This window comes from Sphingomonas sp. UYP23 (genome assembly GCF_054059235.1).
In genome coordinates, this window is record NZ_JBSSBX010000001.1 from 4,679,216 (window position 1) to 4,698,167 (window position 18,952).

Below are 18,952 nucleotides of genomic sequence, written 5' to 3' on the forward strand. Positions count from 1 at the left end.
GGATGAAACGCTCCGGTTATGCCAAGATGCATAATAGCGCGAGGGTCGGAATTTACCCAACTGGCTTGGCGGCTCCCAGGCACCCGGCGGACGATGAGATGGCTTGCAAGGTTGTCTTCTCGCTCGTGCTGTCAAAACCTTACCGGAAGCTCCGAAGGCATGTCGTGAGTAATTTCCGATACTGCGATCGAGAGCCAATTACGGCCAATGCTATGTCTGAGACGATCCCGGCGATGCAAAACCACGACGCCGGAACCTGCCCTTTCTCGGAGCCGCAATCCCATGGACACACATGCTATTGAACGAGTGCCGCCGGCCGTTGTCGACGTCTCATCGCCGGTCCCGAAATCCTATCTTGGGCCTGAAGAGCGTCGTCTTATCAACGCCTATTGGCGCGCGGCCAATTATCTTTCGGTTGGGCAGATCTATCTCTTTGATAACCCGCTCCTGCAAGAGCCGTTAAAGCTCGCCCATGTGAAACCCCTGGTCGTGGGACATTGGGGAACGACGCCGGGACAAAATTTCATCTACGTCCATCTCAACCGTGTGATCCGCGCCAAGGATCTTAATATGATCTATATCGCGGGCCCGGGCCACGGCGGTCCAGCGATCGTCGGCAACACCTATCTCGAGGGAACCTACAGCGAGTTCTTCCCGAACATCACTCCGGATATGCCGGGGCTCAAAAAGCTGTTCACGCAGTTCTCGTTCCCGGGCGGGATCTCGAGCCATGTCGCACCGACGACCCCCGGGTCAATTCATGAAGGCGGCGAACTCGGCTATTCGTTGAGCCATGCCTTCGGCGCGGCATTCGACAATCCCAACCTGATCGTCGCCTGCGTGATTGGCGACGGAGAGGCGGAAACCGGGCCGCTTGCCACCGCCTGGCATTCGAACAAGCTGCTGAACCCGATCAGCGACGGCGCGGTTCTGCCGATCCTGCATCTCAACGGCTACAAAATCAGCAATCCGACGATATTTGCGCGGATCGATGGCGACGACCTAGCCTATTTTCTCGAAGGCTGCGGCTGGTCGCCACGATTCGTTGAGGGGAGTGACCCCGACGCGATGCACCAGCGCATGGCTGAGGTGATGGATGTGGCGATCGCCGACATCCGTCAGCTGCAAGATGATGCACGCACCGGCAAAACAACGCTCCGCCCGCGGTGGCCAGTAATCGTGGTGCGCTCGCCTAAGGGCTGGACCGGCCCCAAAGAAGTCAACGGCGTGCCGATCGAGGGTACGTTCCGCGCGCATCAGGTACCGCTCCTGGTCGATGGCAAACATCCGGACCATGTGGCGCTGCTCGAAAGCTGGATGAAAAGCTACCGCCCCCAAGATCTCTTCGACGAAGCCGGCACCTTGCTTCCCGAACTTGCAGCCCTCGCGCCGAAGGGCGACCGGCGGATGGGCGCCAACCCGCACGCCAATGGCGGTGCCCTGCTTCGCAATCTGCGGATGCCGGACTTTCGCGCTCACGCGGTGGCGGTGCCGACGCCGGGAGCGGCCATCTGCGGAGATACGCCGGTGCTCGGCCAGTTCCTCCGTGACGTGATTATCGCGAATCCCGACAATTTCCGGGTGTTCGGCCCCGACGAGACGCTGTCCAACCTGCTCGGCGCCGTGTTCGAGGTGACCGATCGCCAATGGGATGCTGCGATAGAACCCAATGACGAGTTCCTCGCGCCAACGGGTCGCGTTGTCGACTCGATGCTCAGTGAGCATCAGTGCGAAGGCTGGCTCGAAGGCTATCTACTGACGGGCCGTCACGGTTTGTTCAACAGCTACGAGGCGTTCATCCGCATCGTCGATTCGATGGTCGGGCAGCACGCCAAATGGCTGAAAGTGTGTAAGGAAATCCCGTGGCGGCGCGATATCGCCTCGCTCAATATCCTCCTCGCGTCGCACGTCTGGCAACAGGACCATAACGGCTTCACGCATCAGGATCCCGGTTTTCTCGATCACGTCGTCTCCAAGAAGGCCGATATAGTCCGCGTATATTTGCCGGCGGACGCCAATTGCCTTCTGTCGGTAGTCGATCACTGCTTGCGCAGCCGCAACTATGTAAACGTCGTCGTTGCCGGCAAGCATGCGCTGCCGCAGTGGCTGTCGATCGAGGCTGCGGTCACGCATTGCACGCAAGGGATCGGCATCTGGGGCTGGGCGAGCAATGATCAGGATTGCGAACCCGATCTCATCATGGCCAGTTGCGGGGATACGCCGACGCTCGAAAGCATGGCGGCGACCTCGATCCTGCGCGGTGCCTTGCCCGAGCTGAAGGTGCGGGTCGTCAACGTCGTCGACCTGATGAAGCTCCAGCCCTGCACCGAGCATCCCCATGGCCTCAGCGAGCGCGCGTTCGACTCGCTGTTCACGCGCGACAAGCCCGTGATCTTCGCCTTTCACGGCTATCCGGGGCTTGTCGACCAACTCACGTGCCACCGCGCCAATCGCAACGTGCACGTCCACGGCTACCGTGAGGAAGGCACGATCACGACGCCGTTCGATATCCGCGTGCAGAACGGTCTCGATCGTTTCAGCCTGGTTATCGACGCGATCGACCAGATGCCGCAGACCGGCAGCCGCGGCGCCTATCTCCAGCAGGCGATGCGCGACAAGCTGGTCGAGCATAAGCATTATATCGATCGCTACGGCGAGGATTTGCCGGAGATACGCGACTGGACCTGGCGGACTCCAGCATGAGCGTCGCCCAACTCACGGTCCTCGCGCAGCAGATGGTGGCGCATGGCAAGGGCCTGCTCGCGATCGATGAGAGTATCTCCACGTGCGATCGACGCTTTGCAGCGCTCGGTATCGCACAGACGGTCGACCGCCGACGCGCGTGGCGAGACCTGATCGTGACGACGCCCGGTCTTGTCCAGTCGATCGGCGCCATCATCCTGAACGAGGAGACGATCCGCCAGACGACGCTCGCAGGTGTGCCGTTCGCGGCGGCAATTCGCGATGCCGGCATCATTCCGGGCGTGAAGGTCGACACCGGCACTATCGAGCTCGCCGGGCATGCGCCCGAGCGGATCACCGAAGGACTCGACGGGTTGAAGCGGCGCCTCGAAGCATTTGCGGCGATGGGGGCGCGTTTCGCGAAATGGCGCGGCGTCATCACCATTGCGGCGGACATCCCGACGCGGGGCTGTATCGAGGCCAATGCCCAGACGCTGGCGCGCTATGCCGCGATCTGCCAGCAGGTCGGGCTCCTCCCGGTTATCGAGCCGGAGGTCTTGATGGACGGCCCGCACGATCTGGCACGCAGCGCCGTCGTAACAGAGGCAGTCCTACACGCTGTCTTTCGGCACGCCGACGAACAGAATGTGGCATTGGAGGGGCTGATCCTCAAACCCAACATGGTGCTTCCTGGCACGGACTGTCCGGGCCAACCCGACCTTGTCACGATCGCTGACGCGACCGTCACAAGCCTGCTGCGCACGGTTCCTGCGGCCGTTCCGGCGGTCGCGTTCCTGTCGGGCGGGCAGTCGGGTCCGCTCGCGTCGGCGCGGTTGAATGCGATGAACGACCGCTTCAAAGGACGGATGCCGTGGCACTTGAGCTTCTCCTTCGCACGTGCGATCCAGCAACCGGCGCTGGGCATATGGGGCGGACGCGATGAGCGTGCGGGAGCGGCGCAAGCGGCGATCGCGCACCGCGCGACCTGCGACCGTGCTGCGCGTCGCGGCGCCTATGATGTGTCCAAAGATACTCCACTGATCCCTGCGCGGGCGGCGTGACACCTATACTGCCACGGCTGTTCCTGATCCGCCACGGCGAAACCGAATGGTCGCTGTCCGGGCGTCATACCGGCAGGACGGACGTGCCGCTCACCATCCATGGCACAGCGATTGCCGGTAAGCTGCGAGCCTATCTGGCGGGCCTGGATTTTACCTGCGTCCTGACCAGCCCCTTGGAGCGCGCGCGCGCAACGTGCGCCTTGGCAGGTCTGGCTGTGCAGGCCGAGGTGACACCTGATCTGTCGGAATGGGATTATGGCGACTATGAGGGACAGCGGACGGTTGAAATCCGTCAGCAGGCGCCCGGGTGGAACGTCTTTCGCGACGGCTGCCTCAATGGCGAGACGCCGACCCAGATAGCCGACCGGGCGGACAAACTGATTGCACGTTTGCTGGCTTTGAGCGGCGACATCGCGCTCTTCTCGCACGGCCAGTTTGGATGCGTGCTGGCAGCCCGGTGGATCGGCTTGGCCGTCATCGAAGCCCAGCATCTCGCACTCGATCCAGCATCGGTGAGCGTGCTCGGGCCAAAGTCTGGCCACCCGACGGTTTCCGTCATCAGCCAGTGGAATGCAGGCCCAGCAGTCCATTACGACCTCGATCTGAACAAGGACACCCATGCCCGATCATGACTTCGTGGCACGCGTGCCAATTACTCTGCATGCCGATCCATCGCGCGTCGTCATTCGGCCGTTCAAGCCCGCCGACGATCAGGCGCCCTTCATTTCGTCCACGCAATCGCGTGCGCAGCGCATCACGGATCGGGTGCTCAGTCTCGATCCAGCAGGTGTACACAAAGATCTCACCTATTTTACCGCCAACCTCGCCAAGCATCACCGCGATGTCGAAGATGTCCTGCTCCGTCGCTTCCACGATGTGGAGGGGCTGGTCATCGACCTTGGCTCGATCAGCGCCGAACAATCCCTGCTTATCGGCGCCTATTTTTGCGAGGAATATTCGTTCGAGGCAGCGGCGTTGTTCAACCCGAGCATCGTGCCACATCCCGACCAGACCGGCGTTGCCGACGGGGAACTGAGACTGCTTTTGTCGCTGCGCGGCGTCGGCGAGGGCAACATCTCCTCGGTGACGTTCCGGACCGGCCATTGTTCCAAAGACGGCACGCTGACGATCGATCCGCCGAGCAAACAGGCGATCTCGCCGCGCATCAAGCTGATCCCGGGCGGGGAGCCGGACGATCCCGGCGTGCGGCTGTTCTGCGAGGAGGCGCGGGACCCTTCCGAAATCGTGATCTTCCCGGTGACGCCGCCGCAGCGGCACGGCATCGAGGATCTTCGCTTGGTCCGCTTCGTCGATGATGACGCAAACGCGACATATCTTGGTACCTATACGGCCTTTAGCGGCGGTGGCATCCGGCAGGAGATCCTGCGCACCGTCGACTTCAAAACGATCGATCTGACCGCGCTGCGCGGTCCCGGCACAGATAACAAGGGCATGGCGCTGTTCCCTCGCAAGATTGCCGGGCGCTACGCGATGCTCGGGCGCCAGGATCATGAGAATATCTGGCTGCAATATTCGGACGATCTCTACCGTTGGGAGATGGGCGTGAAGATCGTGACGCCACGCTATCCATGGGAATTCGTCCAGATCGGCAATTGCGGATCGCCGATCGAAATCGCCGAAGGCTGGCTCGTCATCACGCACGGCGTCGGCGCGGTCCGCAATTACTGCCTCGCCGCGTGCCTGCTCGACAAGCATGATCCTTCCAAGCTTCTTGGACGGCTCAGCACCCCCCTGATCCGGCCCGACCCGTGCGATACGGACGGCTATGTCCCAAACGTTCTCTACAGCTGCGGTGCGATGGTCCACCAGCGGACCCTTCTCCTACCCTATGCGATCGCCGACAGCTTCACGACCTTTGCAAGCGTTCCGCTCGACCAACTGCTCGCGGCCATGGAATAGCTTTGAGCCTTCACGTTGCTCTCAAGCGCTTTTGATCGGCCTTCCACGTCGCGATGGCATCGGAATATGCTTTCGCAATGAACGCGGGAACGGGTCCGATTGCGTGCACAAGGTCGGCCTCACTGAGCCCCGCCTGTAGGGCTTCCTGCCTGAAATCACGGATCGGCTCAGCATAGATTGGCGGATCATTCCACGAAAAGGGACCGATCTCGATGTTCTCGGCAACCCAGCCCGCGGCGAAGATCGAGGCTTTGTCGGAAGGAGAAAGGGCGGCAGTCATGGTGTAGTCCTTGAGAGAGCAGGAACCGCGGTGGGAACGGATATCTCGGTCCCGACATTTGCCAGATGCACGATTTCGGCCGCGCGAATTATGCCATTGAAATCTTGCGACCTCAGGCTGGCACCGCCGACGAGCACGCCACCGACCTCCGGCAGGATGAGGATGGTCCGCACATCGGCCGGCGTGATGGATCCTCCGTAGAGGATCCGGATCCGGTCACCATCCTTGCCCATCAGCCGCGTCAATTGCTGACGGAGGTGCCGATGGATCTCGGTGACGTCTTGCGCATTGGGGGTCCGACCGGTCCCGATCGCCCAGAGCGGCTCATAAGCGATGGCGCTGCCGGCGAGAAGTCGCCGATCCGCCGGAAGGCTCGCCTCGAGCTGCGCCGCGCAAACCTGCAGCGCGGTGCCTGCGTCGCGCTGGACCTGGGTTTCGCCGATACAAATGATCGCAGCAAGGCCGGCCCGTCCGGCAGCAGCCGCCTTTTCAGCGACCACCGCGTCAGTTTCGTGATGGTGGCGCCGCCGTTCAGAATGGCCGACAATGACAGCGTCTGCGCCCGCATCCCTGAGCATTTCGGCGCTGATATCCCCTGTGAAGGCGCCGGCGGCCTCGACGGCACAATCCTCGCCGCCAATGGCAAGGCATCCGCCGCTGACCGCAACTGCGCGCGCAATCAGTGTGGCCGGAACGCAGATGAGGACGTCATTCGCACCTGCGGCGGTCCTGGCGTACTGCGCTATCGCCACCAGTTCTCCGAGTTGGTCGGATAACCCATGCATTTTCCAATTGCCGGCGATCAGAAATGACATTCGCTCTCGCCCTGTATCGTTTCCGACCTTGCTCAGATTGCCACGGATGGATCGGGCTTGAAGCGGTCGGAAACTACTCAGGCTCCGCCTGCAGGCTCAGTATAGTCTTTGAAGTCCTTATGCCGACCGACTGTCGGTTGAGCTTACCAGTCGCGAACTATGCGTATTTGCCGAGGCTCGCGGGCCTCACCTTCTTCGCCTAACTTAGTAAGTCTGGCATCCCTCCCCCCGCTAGTCCGGTTCGCGAAGCGCCCTCGAAAACCGCTGATCTTTTATGTTGAGCGCGCATCAAAAGGCTTGATCTCGTTGGACCACCACCGCTTTGCCGATCCCTACCGCGACGGGATACCTCTCTGAGCGACACCGCCTCCGCTAGGAGCCTTGTCTCACCCGAAATCGCACACCCTTCGGTCCCTGATCTGTCGGTCATAGGAATCGGGAAATCCTACGGCGATCGCACCGTTTTGCAGGATATCTCGCTCAATGTTTCGCACGGGGAGGTGGTCGGGCTCCTAGGACCTAACGGAGCAGGTAAGACCATCTGCTTCTACGCAGTGATCGGCATTATTGCCGTCGATCAAGGCCGCATCCTGCTCGGCTCTACGGACGTGACAGACCTGTCCACACCCGATCGCGCAAAACTCGGCCTGGGATATCTGCCCCAGGAGGCGTCAATTTTTCGGGGCATGACCGTCGCGGAGAACATTACGGCGGTCCTGGAACTGGTCGAGGACGGACCGGAGCAGCGCCGCGTCGCTCTTGAAGGGCTTCTTCACGAATTCCGGCTCGAGCATGTCCGCGATACGTCCGCGATCGCGCTTTCGGGCGGAGAGCGCAGGCGCTGCGAGATCGCGCGCGCAGTAGCGGCTCGACCGTCGATTCTCTTACTCGACGAACCCTTTGCCGGCGTCGATCCGCTATCCGTCATCGACATCAAGACAATGGTGAAGGATTTGAAAAAGCGTGGGATCGGTGTGCTGATCACCGATCACAATGTCCATGCGATGGTCGAACTCGTCGATCGCGCCTATGTCATATATGAAGGCCGCATGCTCTTTCAGGGCAGCCCCAACGCCTTGGTTGCAGACCCAACGGTTCGCCATCTGTACCTCGGCGACGATTTCACCCCTTGAAGGCACTTTCTGAACCAATTGCTGAAGGAGCTGACGCGGCGACGTGGCTGGTCTCCTCGTGCGTCTGCCCATGATCCGCTGATCAAAGACTAAGGTTCAGCCTCATCGCCAGGACCGCCGCGCGGCAATCCCTTGAAGTGCCCGGTGCAGGTCATCAGAATCCGTTTCAGCGATTGCGACGCCAATCTCACGGAGGTGGCGGCGCACGTCGTAGAGTTGATCAAGCAGCAAGAGGACGACCGGCAACGCGGCCTCGTTGACGTCCAGTTCCTCGCGCAGTTCGTAGATGAGATGCACGCGCGCAATATCAATATCTTCGAACACATAGCGTCCATCCGCCAGGTCCGGTTTGACCCAGCGGTTGGCGATCCAACGTGCCAGATCCGCGTCTTCGAGGCCGTCGACATCGCCGACGAGTAGATCGAAGCTCATCATGCCACGCTCTCCATTTTGCCCCTCGGATTGACGGCGTCGTGCGGTTTCCAATCCCTGACGAAATCGCTCAGCGCGTCATCGGGTTTGCCGATCATGACGCGGAGCGTCGCGTAGAGATCGCCCGCGGTATGGCCCGCGGACTGTGGAACACCCCGACCGCGCAGCCTGAGTTCGGTCCCGCTATCGGACTCGGGCGGGATCTGCATCTTGACCGGGCCGCGCGGAGTTCTGACCTCGACTGGACCACCGAGCACGGCCTCCGACAGCGATATCGGCAATGTCAGTGTTATGTCCCGGCCGCGGCGCTCGAAGAAGGGGTGGGGTGCGACGTGAATTTCTATAAGCGCGTCACCGGCCTTCCCCCCATTGTGGCCGGGTCCGCCCTGCCCGCGTAGCCGCATCACCAGCCCTTCAACGGCTCCCGGTGGGATCTTCACGTCGAGAACCCGACCGTCAGGCAAGGTGAGCCGGCGTGTTGCACCGTTGACGGCTTCAAGAAAATCGGTCGTGAGCACATAGCGTTCGTCGCTGCCATCGCTCCGAAATGCGCCGCCGGGTCGTCTGCCACCACCGAACATCGACCCGAAGATATCGCCAAGATCGTCGGCGTCCCAGCTCCCCTGCCCGCCCGCACCTCGGCTATAGCGATCACCGGCGGTGCCGTCGGCATGCTCACGGTAGGACGGGCGCTGCGCGCGCTCCTGCCCCGCCGCGTCGATTTCGCCGCGATCATATTGCGCGCGCTTCTCGGAATCGGACAACAGGGCGTTGGCGGCAGCAATCTGCTTGAAGAGCTCTTCGGCCTTGGGACTGCCGGGGTTGAGGTCGGGATGATGCTGCTTGGCAAGCTTGCGATACGCCTTGCGGATGGCGTCCTGGCTGGCGTCGCTGGCAACGCCCAGCGTTTTGTAGGGGTCGTCCACAATTTCCCTTTCCGCGACGGCTTCGGCGCCAATCTTGCGCAATCAACGATGCTTAAGCGGGCACCTCCACGCGGTCTTCGGCTGCGGCGGGAGTGATGGACATCTCCTTCGACGCATTCATCCCGGCAATGCGCCCAAAGGCGAAACACTCGCCGATATTGCCGCCGCCCTGGTAGAGAAACGGGTAAATCGATCCGAGTTCACCCGCCGAGTAGAGGCGACCGATTGGCGCCCCGTCGGATCCGATCACCCGCGCCTCCTTATCGCGCCGAGGGCCGCCCTGTGTATTGACCAGCGCCGGGGTCAATTCCATCGCATAGAAAGGCGGCGACACAAGTGCCGCCAAGCTGTCTGGCGTCCGCGCCCAGTCGTGATCCTTGCCCTGCCCGGCTGCCTCGTTGAACCGGCTGACCGTATGCTCCAGAGCCTCCGGTGACAGGCCGATCAGGCGCGCGAGCTCGGCCACCGTATCGGCTTTCTTGATCCAGCCTTTTTCGATCTCCCGCAGATTGTCGTCGCTCCAGTCGTAATGGTTGCCGTGAACGACATCCCAGTCGGTGGTAGCCTTGCCGATATGCCCGGACAGTCGGTACGGCTCGTCGAAGATCATATGGATGGGCGTCGGCAGCGTCTGCTGCTGCCACACACCGTGTCGCTCGACCTTGCCGTGAAAGTCGCCAACCGAGCAGGGCTCGCCCTCCATCGTGAAGCGGGTACCGTCCGCCGCCACGAAGAGATAGCTCCTGCCGTGCGGAAGGTTCAGCCATTGCGCGACCGGGATCTCCGGCGCCTTGAACGCGAGGATGGGGCCCGAGACATTGTTCATGTGCCACAGCTCCGCACCGATCTCGGACGCCATCCGGATGCCGTCGCCGGTATTATAGGGCGTCCCGACCGGATAGAGGTTCGGCAGCCCATCGACGAATGTCCGCAGCATCGTCGGATTGGCTTCGAACCCGCCACAGGTCAGGATCACGGCGCGGCGCGCGCGGATGGAAACGCTTTTGCCGTCACGTTCCGCAATCACGCCGACGACGGCTGCGCCATCCTTGACCAAAGCGAAGGCAGGCGTCTGATAGAAAATAGCGATCGGTCGGCACGCGACCGCCGCCTCGAGGACGCGCCACAGGCGCTCACCCCCGATCGGTCCATCCCCATTTTTCAGGACGCGGACGCATGCGGCACCGTCCGCTTGCGGAAACTCGACATAGGGCATCTCTACCGGCATCATGCCCAGGCCCTCGAGCCATGCCTTGTTGGCGTGCATCTCCGTCGCCCAAACCGCGATCATGTCGTCCGGAATGTTGTCGAGATACGGCCCGGCAAGCGCCTTGAAATAGGCAGCGCCCTGCGCGACGTCGGAAGGCCAGAAGACGATGTTGGCGGACACCCGGCTGTTGCCGCCCTTATGCGCCTCGGGTGCCTTTTCGAGCAGAACGACCTTCGCCCCCGCGTCACACGCCGTGATCGCGGCGGTCGCGCCAGCAAAGCCATAGCCGATGACCACGATATCGGTCTCTTCGTCCCAGGTGGTCGGTACATCGATCATCGTGTTTCCATCTCGGTAGAAGGACCATTTGGGGGCCCGGCATCTTGCAAAGAGGCCGAGTTCCTCCTGCAACGTTGCGTGTGCGGACAATCGATCGAAAGCGTCGGAAACTACCTACGCGGGCCGCCCTGAGCTCGGTCTGCCGCTTCAGGCGGCCGGGACCCTCGGCAACGCATTGTGGACCGCGGTCGCGGCAATCGCCGCCTCGCCGTTTGCAACGCTGATCTGGTTGAGCCCGCGCACAAGGTCCCCGGCAGCGTACAGGCCCGTAACCGACGTTTCCTGATGCGCGCTGACAAACAGACGGCCAGCATCGTCCATCCGCGCTCCGAGCGAAGCCGCCAGATCGCTTTGCGCGGTCGTACCGAACGCCGTGTAGACCACGTCAAAGCTGTGGGATTGGCCATCAGCGGCACAGAAAGCGGCAACGCCATGCTCCTGCATCTCGATCGCCTCAGAGCCGATCTGCAGGATTTCGATGCCGTTCTGGATCAACTCCTCATGCGTTGGATAGGGCAAGGCGACATCGCCGACCAACAATAGCGTCAGCTTGCTCGAATAGGTTCTGAGGAAGAGTGCCTCCGCCGCGGCATGAGGTCCGTTGCCCAGCACGGCGATGCGCTTGTACCGGCTCTCATAGCCGTCGCAGATCGGACAGGTCCGGATCAGGCCACGCTTAACGGCATCGGCGAGATGCGGCACGGGCGGCTTATTCTCGACCACGCCGGTTGCGAGGATAACGGTCTGCGCCAAGATCGTTCGATCCTCCATCTCGGCGAGAAATCCGCTCTCGTCGCGCCAGCGCAGAGTGCGAACATAGCCCTTCTCCGTCGTGCAGCCATAAAGCTGCGCCTGCTGTCGCAGGCGGTCATGGTACATCGGACCCGAAATTCCTTCTGGAAAGCCCGGGATATTGTGGCTGAGCGTGATCCATTCGGCGCGACTCCACCCGCCGTCGATCACCACGACCCGGCGCTTGAACCGCGCAAGATAGAGCGCCGCGGTCAGGCCCGCAGGCCCGCCACCAATGATCAGACAGTCCAGAATAGGCATTGTGCAAACTCCGATATGTGGCGAGCGAATGACCGCTAGTCGGCTTCGGGTTGGCTGCATCGAGGATTCCCCGGAAGCGGCGGAAACTACCTACTCGGTATCGGGACAGAACGACCGCGCTCCGCCCCGGGGCGAAGACCGTCCGACGACAAGATTACAATGGCATCGCGGCCGATGCGTAGTTTCCGATCCTGCCGGAAGAGCTTTTGCGCAGGCTACATCCAACGACCCGGTTCGCGCACGCTCCGTACGCGCTTGCCGGGTTTTGCAGGGATGAAATGATGATCAACGATCACGAGAAAAACCCGCAGGACGCAGACACATCCCACGAGGACTCAGTATGGACCGAACCTGTCGGTGCAGCTGTTCCCGATACCGCACCGGCTAGCCAGATTGCGCACCTCGAAGCAACGCTCGCCGATATGCGTGAGCGCTGGGTTCGTTCCGAGGCAGAGAATGCCAACGTCCGGTCCCGCGCCAAACGAGACGTAGACGACATGCGACACTTCGCGATCGAGGCATTCGCGCGCGATGTCGTAGAGGCAGCCGAGAATTTGCGGCGCGGGCGCGAAACATTGCCCCCGGTTTCCGATGAGGAAGCTCCAAGCATCGCCGGAATACGGGCAGGCTTGAGCGAAACCGAGCGCGGCTTTGTCGCTCTGCTTTATCGGAATGGAATCAAGCGGGTCGATCCTACCGGCACTGCGTTCGATCCGAATCTGCATCAGGCGATGGCGGAGCAAATCGCCGATGGGCGGGAGCCGGGTACGATCCTCCAGGCGCTCTCACCCACCTGGATGCTCAACGGCAGATTACTGCGCCCAGCCATGGTCGTCGTCGCCAAACCCCCGCCCGACGACCCCGCAAAGCCTCGCTAGGCAATCGACCGAGTCAGCTTTGCGGCGTCTCGCCCAATCGATCTCAACGATCGCTTCCGCCACGTCAATTTGTCCCCTCTCTTCCGCGTCAGCCAGCCATAAGGACCACGAACATGAGCAAAGTCATCGGTATTGATCTCGGCACTACCAACTCGTGCGTCGCCGTCATGGATGGCAAGGAAACGCGGGTCATCGAGAACAGCGAGGGTGCGCGAACCACGCCCAGCATCGTCGCCTTTGCCGAAAATGGCGAACGGCTCGTCGGCCAGGCCGCCAAGCGGCAGTCGATCACTAACCCGACCAATACGATCTATTCCGTCAAGCGTCTGATGGGACGGCGGTACGATGACCCGGTCGCAGCGAAGGACAAGAGCCTCGTCCCCTACGCCATCGTCAGTGGTGACAATGGCGATGCCTGGGTAGAGACCCGTGGCCGGAAATATCCACCGTCGCAGATCAGCGCGTTCATCCTGGGCAAGATGAAAGAGACGGCCGAAGCCTATCTTGGCGAGGCCGTGACGCAGGCGGTGATCACCGTCCCCGCCTATTTCAACGACGCCCAGCGCCAAGCAACGAAGGATGCGGGCCGCATTGCCGGCCTCGAGGTCCTGCGCATCATCAACGAGCCGACCGCGGCGGCGCTCGCCTACGGCCTGGACAAAAAGACCAGTGGGCGGATCGCGGTGTACGATCTGGGCGGCGGCACTTTCGACATTTCGATCCTCGAAATCGGTGACGGGGTGTTCGAGGTCAAAAGCACCAATGGGGACACCTTCCTCGGTGGCGAAGATTTCGACGTCCGCGTCATCGATTTCCTAGCAACGGAGTTCCAGAAGGAGCAAGGCATCGACCTTCGCACCGACAAGCTCGCCTTGCAGCGGCTCAAGGAGGCGGCCGAGAAGGCAAAGATCGAGCTGTCATCGGCCAAGGAGACGGAGATCAACCTCCCCTTCATCACCGCAGATGCATCGGGCCCGAAGCACCTCCTGATCAAGCTGACACGGGCGAAGCTCGAAGCGTTGGTCGACGACCTGATCCAGCGTACGATGGAGCCGTGCAAGGCTGCGCTCAAGGATGCCGGCGTGACGGCGGCCGACATCGACGAGGTCGTGCTCGTCGGCGGCATGACGCGCATGCCCAAGGTGATCGAGGTCGTGCGCGCGTTCTTTGGCAAGGAACCCGCCCGCAACGTAAACCCCGATGAGGTCGTGGCGATCGGCGCCGCGATTCAAGGAGCCGTTCTCCGCGGAGACGTCAAAGACGTGCTGCTGCTCGACGTGACCCCGCTCAGCCTCGGGATCGAGACGCTTGGCGGCGTGTTCACCCGGCTGATCGATCGCAACACGACCATCCCGAGCAAGAAGAGCCAGACCTTCTCAACGGCCGATGACAATCAATCCGCCGTGACGATCAAGGTCTTCCAGGGCGAGCGCGAAATGGCCGTCGACAACAAGGCGCTCGGCAATTTCGACCTTACGGGCATACAGCCCGCCCCGCGCGGCATGCCGCAGATCGAGGTGACGTTCGACATTGATGCAAACGGAATCGTCGCTGTCCAGGCAAAGGACAAGGCGACCGGCAAGGAACAGCAAATCCGCATCCAGGCCAATGGCGGCCTTGGCGATGCCGATATCGAACGCATGGTGATGGAAGCTGCGACCAATGCCGAGGCCGACAAGGTACGGCGGGGATTCGTCGAAGCGAAGAACAAGGCAGATGCGCTGACTCACCAGGTCGAACGCACGCTAGTCCAACATGGTGACGGCATCGCCGCCGGCGATCGCGCCGATGGACAGGCTGCGCTCGAGGCGGTCCGAACAGCCATCGATGCGGGTGCCGAACCGGGCCTCGTTCAGGCGACCGGACGCCTGGCAGAGATCGCGGCCCGGATCGAAGACGCCGTTCAGAAGGCTGCTGCCACCGCTTCTTCGGGGGCGGAGACCCGCGAGCCATCGTCAGGCACGTCGAACGAGCATGCGGTAGATGCAGAGTTCGAAGATGTCAGTCCGGGCGCGGGACGATGATCCCTGCGGTTCTTGGTGAGCCGGTCGCGCCCATGAGGATGCGGAGCTTCGACCACGCAGGCAGAATCTATAACGTTTCTGCCTGCGTGCTGCCTCAGTCACCGCGCACCGTAACCGTCCGTGTGACCTGCAACGGCCACGGGATCTACTACGACTATCCCGGTGGCGTCCGTACCCAGCAGAGGCACGAGGTAACCTTCTTGGGCGAGATCGATGCCACGCATCTCGAGACAATGAATGCGGTCGATTACACGATGGATGACGCGGAGAAGCTCGTAAGGGCATGGGTATCATGACCCAACATTTGCACAGGCGCTGAGTGATATTGTCCGCGTCCGCCGGTGAATGTCGACGTGCTTGAGCAGCGCGAGATTAGGCGTTGCAGCAATCTTCGAACGAACTCCAGACGGTCTAGCCCGGATTATTCATCAGGAGCCCAAATCGGTGGTGGCGATCGTAGTCTAAGTCTCTGATTTGAAGTAGAGAATGAGTGCTTACGCCATCCCTTTGCTCCAGACAGCAAGTGCCACGACCGCCATGGCCAACAATAGCGGGTTCACCTTCACCTTCCCAGCCATTCGTGGTCGGAAAATCACCGCGGCGTTCGACGGTGGTCGGCTGACGTCGGACGGCGGCGTACTGCTGCTCGCACAGGCCGAGCGGCGGTTGGGGATCGCGGATAGGCTCGCCGCCTGCATCGCTGATCCGCGCGATCAGGGTCGGGTGATCCACCGGGTCGCCGACATCTTGCGCGCCCGCATGCTCGCGATCTCGTGTGGGTATGAGGACGCCGACGATCTCGACACCCTGCGGCATGATCCAGGGTTCAAGCTGGCGCTCGGCAAACTGCCGGGTGATCCGTTCGGGCTGGCCAGCCAGCCGACGATGAGCCGGTGGGAGAACGCGCCGACTACGCGCGAGTTGATCCGTCTGACCGGTACGCTGGTCGACCTCTATTGCGCGAGCTACCCCGTGCCACCTGCGGCGGTGACGCTCGACATCGACGATACCGTCGACGTCGTACACGGCGCGCAGCAGCTCTCCTTCTGGAACGGCCACTACGGCGAGCGCTGCTTCCTGCCGATCCATGTCTACGACACCGCTACCGGGCGGCCGGTTGCGATGCTGCTGCGCACTGGCAAAACGCCGTTGGGCAAGGAAGTCGCCGGCCATGTTCGCCGGCTCATGCGACGTATCCGTCGCCACTGGCCAGATACCCGGATCACGCTGCGCGGTGATGGTCATTACGGTCGGCCAGAGCCGATGGCCTGGTGCGAGGCGAACGGCATCGACTACATCTTCGGCCTGCCGGGCAACCGCACGCTCCATGCCGATCCCGTCATCGTGCAGGAAGACGATGCCTGCGCGACCGATCGGGCATTGCAGGGACTGGTCGAGCTACGTCGCTACGCAGAGACGCGCTACGCTGCGAAAACCTGGGGGAATACCAAACGTCGCGTCGTTGCTCGCATCGAGGCGAGCAGCCTTGGCCTCGACATCCGCTTCGTTGTCACCTCGCTTGCCGAGGGCAGCGCTGAACGGATCTATGACACGCTTTACTATGCCCGCGGCCAGGCTGAAACCTGATCAAGCTGCATAAAACGCAGCTGAAGAGCGACCGAACTTCCTGTCGCTCGGCCAACGCCAATCAGATGCGGCTCATCCTTCACACCGCGGCGTACTGGCTGATGTGGGCCGTGCGGCACGCTATGCCCGCAACCGCCACGCTCCGCACCGCCGAGTTCGCGACCATCCGCCTACGGCTGCTCAAGGTCGCCGCCCGCGTCGTCGAAACCCCAAGCCGCATCCGCATCGCCTTCGCCAGCGCATGCCCCGATGCCGCACTCTTCCGATCCATCGCGCTCAATCTGCGCACCACGGGCCCATGATCGATGCGGCAGTGGCCGCCCAACGAACCCAGCCCATCAACTCCGCCCAACCTGTGAAACCGCGATGAGACAGGCGCTTCGGACCCATGCGCCTCGCCGGCGGCTACACCACGCCTGCGCTAACGCATCGGCTAAAAACGCCGGCCGTGAATAGATCAGGTTAGGATGAAGGAACGATAGTTAAATCAGTGATTTGGTGTGCCGGCCTGCCCCAGCCCCGGACTTTTTCGTCCGATACAACGAAAAGTCCGCCGAAGACGATCCCTTCGGCGGACTTTCGTCCGATCTGGCTGGCGCTAGGACATCTTGATGTGCACGCCGCCAACGCCAAGATTAACTTGAATGCCGCGCTCGCGGGCGTGGATGTTCATCACGACACCGTGCTCGTTCGACATTGTCGAACTCTCACCACCTGCTTTGCCGAGCGAGGCTCCAATAGCTGCCCTGCCATAGGTACCCGCGAATTCCGCGGGCGATTTCAGATGGTAGACTTCAGCTACCCCGTGAACCTTGTCGACTCCGACACCAACGGCTCCAAGACCCTCAACCTTGAAGGGATAACTATGCCCGTGATACTTCAAGATTCCGTGGCCCCAGGTGTACCGAGCGCCAACCGCGACAGTTTCTGTGGAGAACGTCGCGGTCGCATTGGGCTGATCTGATCGAGCAACCGGAGCGGCTATCGCGACGGTTGCTGCGATGGTACCAGCAACGGCGAGTGCTGCGAAAGTCGAATAGAGTTTTTTCACGATCATCTCCAGATTCGCGGACACGAACAATCTCGCGGCGCGAGATATCTTCGCTAAGAGGAATGCCTGGCTGCGAGCAGCATCGGAAAGTACTCACCTTATGTTATTCGGTAATCGCCAGTAGTTGGCAGAACTTGGATGAGGCTTGCCGACCGGCGGCGATAGCTCAATAGGAGGCGGCAAACTCGAGCGCGACTTGCCGCGTGGTGCCGTTCGAGAAACGCGCCTGCCGGGCTGTAGAAACTGGAACAGGTACTGCTGCGGCCGTGATCAAAGCGAAGTGGTCCATCGCATGCCGGACCATATTGTGCCACGTCATGGAGCGGCCGTGCGCGTAGGCAATTTCTGCCGTTTTAGCGCGCAGAGGATTGTCGGTTAGCAGGTTCGCTACGGCCTCTGCCGTACCTGCTACGTCCCCGAACGAAACCAGCTGCCCCCCACCGTCAGCGAGGAGCTCGCATGCATGGATATAGGGCGTGGAGACGATCGGTTTCCCGAGCCCAAATGCATAAGCGAGCGCTCCAGACGTGATCTGTGCGGGATTGCCGTAAGGCGTGACATAGACATCTGCGGCGGCAATCCGTTCAAGCAGATCCGCTTCGCATAGAAACCGGTTCACCCAGTGCACGTGATCCGCGACGCCAAGCGCAGTCGCGAGCGCCTGCAATCGTTCACGATAGGCTTCGTTTTCGGATGCAACCAGATGAGGGTGCGTAGCGCCTATGACAGCGTACAGCGCACTAGGGCAACGTTTGAGGATCGCCGGCAAAGCCTCGATCATGGTTTCGATACCCTTCCCTGGAGAAAGCAGGCCAAAGGTGAGGATTGTCGGCCGCTCCTCCAAGCCGAAGCAGCGTTGTGCCAGGGCAGGCTCGACGTAAGCTCGATCCGGTATTCCGTGAGGTATCACCGCGATTTTGGATGGGCAGACCCCATAGCTCCCTATCAGGATCGAGCGGGCCCGCTCGGCCATGACGATCAGGAGCGCTGCACGATCAGCAACGCGCTCTATCACCTCACGCTGATCGGAGTCGGGCGTTTCAAGCACCGTATGAAGTGATACGGCGAGTGGTATATCGGTTTGCTCAAGTATCTGAAGCAAGTAGCATCCCGCTGGACCGCCAAAGATTCCAAACTCATGTTGAACCCAGATAAGGTCTGCATCGCTGGCGCGGATTGCCTGTGCGGCGTACCTGTAACTCTGGACGTCTGTCTGTTCGATCGATCGGGTAACCGACTCTGGAAAACAGTAGTGCCCCCCCGGATCGACCATTGCATAGTGATCGATCGAGCATTCGGGAAAGCAAGTAACCAGCGCGTCATAAACATGGCTGGTAAACGTCGCCAAACCACAAAGGCGCGGCAGAGCGTTGCCAATCAAGGCGATCCGCGTTGGGCGCGTAACTTTCTTCGAATGACCGGCGGCTGACCCTAGCCCGCCGGTTTGTGGAAGCGGCCTACGAATGTCTGCGGCAGCGTACATCCGATATTCCTTCGACGAAAGGCAAACCGTCGGTCTGGAAACGGCTTCATCAAAACGCTGCTAATTCGGATGACAACG

Annotated in this window: 16 protein-coding genes and 1 pseudogene; 9 read left to right on the plus strand and 8 right to left on the minus strand. The window is 61.5% G+C overall.

Annotation, left to right across the window (positions count from 1 at the left end; genetic code table 11):
* Window positions 1–282: 282 nt before the first annotated feature.
* Genes ACVWYO_RS22845 through ACVWYO_RS22860 form a run of 4 tightly spaced genes read left to right on the plus strand, consistent with a single transcriptional unit; the run spans window position 283 to window position 5,663 of the window.
* Window positions 283–2,703, plus strand: coding sequence for a phosphoketolase family protein (locus tag ACVWYO_RS22845; protein ID WP_457354759.1), 2,421 nt, complete (start codon window positions 283–285; stop codon window positions 2,701–2,703).
* The gene (locus tag ACVWYO_RS22850; protein WP_457354761.1) at window positions 2,700–3,743 is read left to right on the plus strand and encodes a class I fructose-bisphosphate aldolase; all 1,044 of its coding nucleotides are present in this window, start codon (window positions 2,700–2,702) and stop codon (window positions 3,741–3,743) included. The genes ACVWYO_RS22845 and ACVWYO_RS22850 overlap by 4 nt, the downstream gene beginning before the upstream one ends.
* Entirely contained in the window at window positions 3,740–4,375 is a 636-nt protein-coding gene (locus ACVWYO_RS22855; RefSeq protein WP_457354763.1) for a histidine phosphatase family protein, read from the plus strand. The genes ACVWYO_RS22850 and ACVWYO_RS22855 overlap by 4 nt, the downstream gene beginning before the upstream one ends.
* On the plus strand, window positions 4,362–5,663 hold the full coding sequence (locus tag ACVWYO_RS22860) for a glycoside hydrolase family 130 protein (RefSeq protein WP_457354765.1): 1,302 nt from the start codon (window positions 4,362–4,364) through the stop codon (window positions 5,661–5,663). Before ACVWYO_RS22855 ends, ACVWYO_RS22860 begins: the two co-directional genes overlap by 14 nt.
* A 10-nt stretch (window positions 5,664–5,673) precedes the next feature.
* On the opposite strand, the gene ACVWYO_RS22865 is transcribed toward ACVWYO_RS22860, so the two are convergent.
* Together ACVWYO_RS22865 and tpiA are read right to left on the minus strand one after the other, a co-directional pair.
* The gene (locus ACVWYO_RS22865) at window positions 5,674–5,943 is read right to left on the minus strand and encodes a hypothetical protein (protein ID WP_457354767.1); all 270 of its coding nucleotides are present in this window, start codon (window positions 5,941–5,943) and stop codon (window positions 5,674–5,676) included.
* Window positions 5,940–6,758 (minus strand): triose-phosphate isomerase, encoded by an 819-nt coding sequence (gene tpiA / locus ACVWYO_RS22870; protein ID WP_457354769.1) that lies wholly within the window; start codon window positions 6,756–6,758, stop codon window positions 5,940–5,942. Before tpiA ends, ACVWYO_RS22865 begins: the two co-directional genes overlap by 4 nt.
* Window positions 6,759–7,111: 353 nt before the next feature.
* Between tpiA and lptB the strand changes: the two genes are divergently transcribed.
* Window positions 7,112–7,891 (plus strand): LPS export ABC transporter ATP-binding protein, encoded by a 780-nt coding sequence (gene lptB, locus ACVWYO_RS22875; RefSeq protein ID WP_457355129.1) that lies wholly within the window; start codon window positions 7,112–7,114, stop codon window positions 7,889–7,891.
* A gap of 102 nt (window positions 7,892–7,993) precedes the next feature.
* Here lptB and ACVWYO_RS22880 read toward each other — a convergent pair whose 3' ends face one another.
* The 4 genes from ACVWYO_RS22880 to ACVWYO_RS22895 all read right to left on the minus strand — a co-directional run bounded on the left by ACVWYO_RS22880 (window position 7,994) and on the right by ACVWYO_RS22895 (window position 11,851).
* Window positions 7,994–8,326: a chaperone modulator CbpM gene (locus ACVWYO_RS22880; protein ID WP_457354771.1), complete on the minus strand. Its 333-nt coding sequence runs from the start codon at window positions 8,324–8,326 to the stop codon at window positions 7,994–7,996.
* Entirely contained in the window at window positions 8,323–9,249 is a 927-nt protein-coding gene (locus ACVWYO_RS22885) for a DnaJ C-terminal domain-containing protein (RefSeq protein WP_457354773.1), read from the minus strand. The genes ACVWYO_RS22880 and ACVWYO_RS22885 overlap by 4 nt, the downstream gene beginning before the upstream one ends.
* Before the next feature lie 52 nt (window positions 9,250–9,301).
* Window positions 9,302–10,798 carry an FAD-dependent oxidoreductase gene (locus ACVWYO_RS22890; RefSeq protein ID WP_457354775.1) on the minus strand — a complete coding sequence of 499 codons (1,497 nt, stop codon included), beginning with the start codon at window positions 10,796–10,798 and terminating at the stop codon, window positions 9,302–9,304.
* 147 nt (window positions 10,799–10,945) lie between these two features.
* On the minus strand, window positions 10,946–11,851 hold the full coding sequence (locus ACVWYO_RS22895) for an NAD(P)/FAD-dependent oxidoreductase (protein ID WP_457354777.1): 906 nt from the start codon (window positions 11,849–11,851) through the stop codon (window positions 10,946–10,948).
* A 281-nt stretch (window positions 11,852–12,132) separates the two neighbouring features.
* Here ACVWYO_RS22895 and ACVWYO_RS22900 point away from each other — a divergent pair, with 281 nt between their 5' ends.
* From ACVWYO_RS22900 to ACVWYO_RS22915, 4 genes and pseudogenes are all read left to right on the plus strand, one after another.
* On the plus strand, window positions 12,133–12,729 hold the full coding sequence (locus ACVWYO_RS22900; protein ID WP_457354779.1) for a nucleotide exchange factor GrpE: 597 nt from the start codon (window positions 12,133–12,135) through the stop codon (window positions 12,727–12,729).
* A gap of 113 nt (window positions 12,730–12,842) precedes the next feature.
* A complete protein-coding gene (dnaK, locus tag ACVWYO_RS22905; RefSeq protein WP_457354781.1) occupies window positions 12,843–14,753 on the plus strand; it encodes a molecular chaperone DnaK in 1,911 nt (636 codons plus the stop codon).
* A complete protein-coding gene (locus ACVWYO_RS22910) occupies window positions 14,750–15,049 on the plus strand; it encodes a hypothetical protein (RefSeq protein WP_457354783.1) in 300 nt (99 codons plus the stop codon). Before dnaK ends, ACVWYO_RS22910 begins: the two co-directional genes overlap by 4 nt.
* A gap of 241 nt (window positions 15,050–15,290) precedes the next feature.
* Window positions 15,291–16,642, plus strand: a pseudogene (locus ACVWYO_RS22915) (IS1380 family transposase).
* A gap of 296 nt (window positions 16,643–16,938) precedes the next feature.
* On the opposite strand, the gene ACVWYO_RS22920 reads toward ACVWYO_RS22915, so the two are convergent.
* Together ACVWYO_RS22920 and ACVWYO_RS22925 are read right to left on the minus strand one after the other, a co-directional pair.
* Window positions 16,939–17,391, minus strand: coding sequence for a hypothetical protein (locus tag ACVWYO_RS22920; protein ID WP_457354785.1), 453 nt, complete (start codon window positions 17,389–17,391; stop codon window positions 16,939–16,941).
* A gap of 166 nt (window positions 17,392–17,557) precedes the next feature.
* Window positions 17,558–18,874 carry a glycosyltransferase family 4 protein gene (locus tag ACVWYO_RS22925; protein WP_457354787.1) on the minus strand — a complete coding sequence of 439 codons (1,317 nt, stop codon included), beginning with the start codon at window positions 18,872–18,874 and terminating at the stop codon, window positions 17,558–17,560.
* Window positions 18,875–18,952: the final 78 nt, after the last annotated feature.

Bases quoted from the DNA above. Each gene is read 5' to 3' on its own strand.
- ACVWYO_RS22845 (WP_457354759.1), top strand. From the start codon at position 283: ATGGACACACATGCTATTGAACGAGTGCCGCCGGCCGTTGTCGACGTC.
- ACVWYO_RS22850 (WP_457354761.1), top strand. From the start codon at position 2,700: ATGAGCGTCGCCCAACTCACGGTCCTCGCGCAGCAGATGGTGGCGCAT.
- ACVWYO_RS22860 (WP_457354765.1), top strand. From the start codon at position 4,362: ATGCCCGATCATGACTTCGTGGCACGCGTGCCAATTACTCTGCATGCC.
- ACVWYO_RS22865 (WP_457354767.1), bottom strand. From the start codon at position 5,943: ATGACTGCCGCCCTTTCTCCTTCCGACAAAGCCTCGATCTTCGCCGCG.
- tpiA (WP_457354769.1), bottom strand. From the start codon at position 6,758: ATGTCATTTCTGATCGCCGGCAATTGGAAAATGCATGGGTTATCCGAC.
- ACVWYO_RS22880 (WP_457354771.1), bottom strand. From the start codon at position 8,326: ATGATGAGCTTCGATCTACTCGTCGGCGATGTCGACGGCCTCGAAGAC.
- ACVWYO_RS22890 (WP_457354775.1), bottom strand. From the start codon at position 10,798: ATGATCGATGTACCGACCACCTGGGACGAAGAGACCGATATCGTGGTC.
- ACVWYO_RS22895 (WP_457354777.1), bottom strand. From the start codon at position 11,851: ATGCCTATTCTGGACTGTCTGATCATTGGTGGCGGGCCTGCGGGCCTG.
- ACVWYO_RS22900 (WP_457354779.1), top strand. From the start codon at position 12,133: ATGATCAACGATCACGAGAAAAACCCGCAGGACGCAGACACATCCCAC.
- dnaK (WP_457354781.1), top strand. From the start codon at position 12,843: ATGAGCAAAGTCATCGGTATTGATCTCGGCACTACCAACTCGTGCGTC.
- ACVWYO_RS22910 (WP_457354783.1), top strand. From the start codon at position 14,750: ATGATCCCTGCGGTTCTTGGTGAGCCGGTCGCGCCCATGAGGATGCGG.
- ACVWYO_RS22925 (WP_457354787.1), bottom strand. From the start codon at position 18,874: ATGTACGCTGCCGCAGACATTCGTAGGCCGCTTCCACAAACCGGCGGG.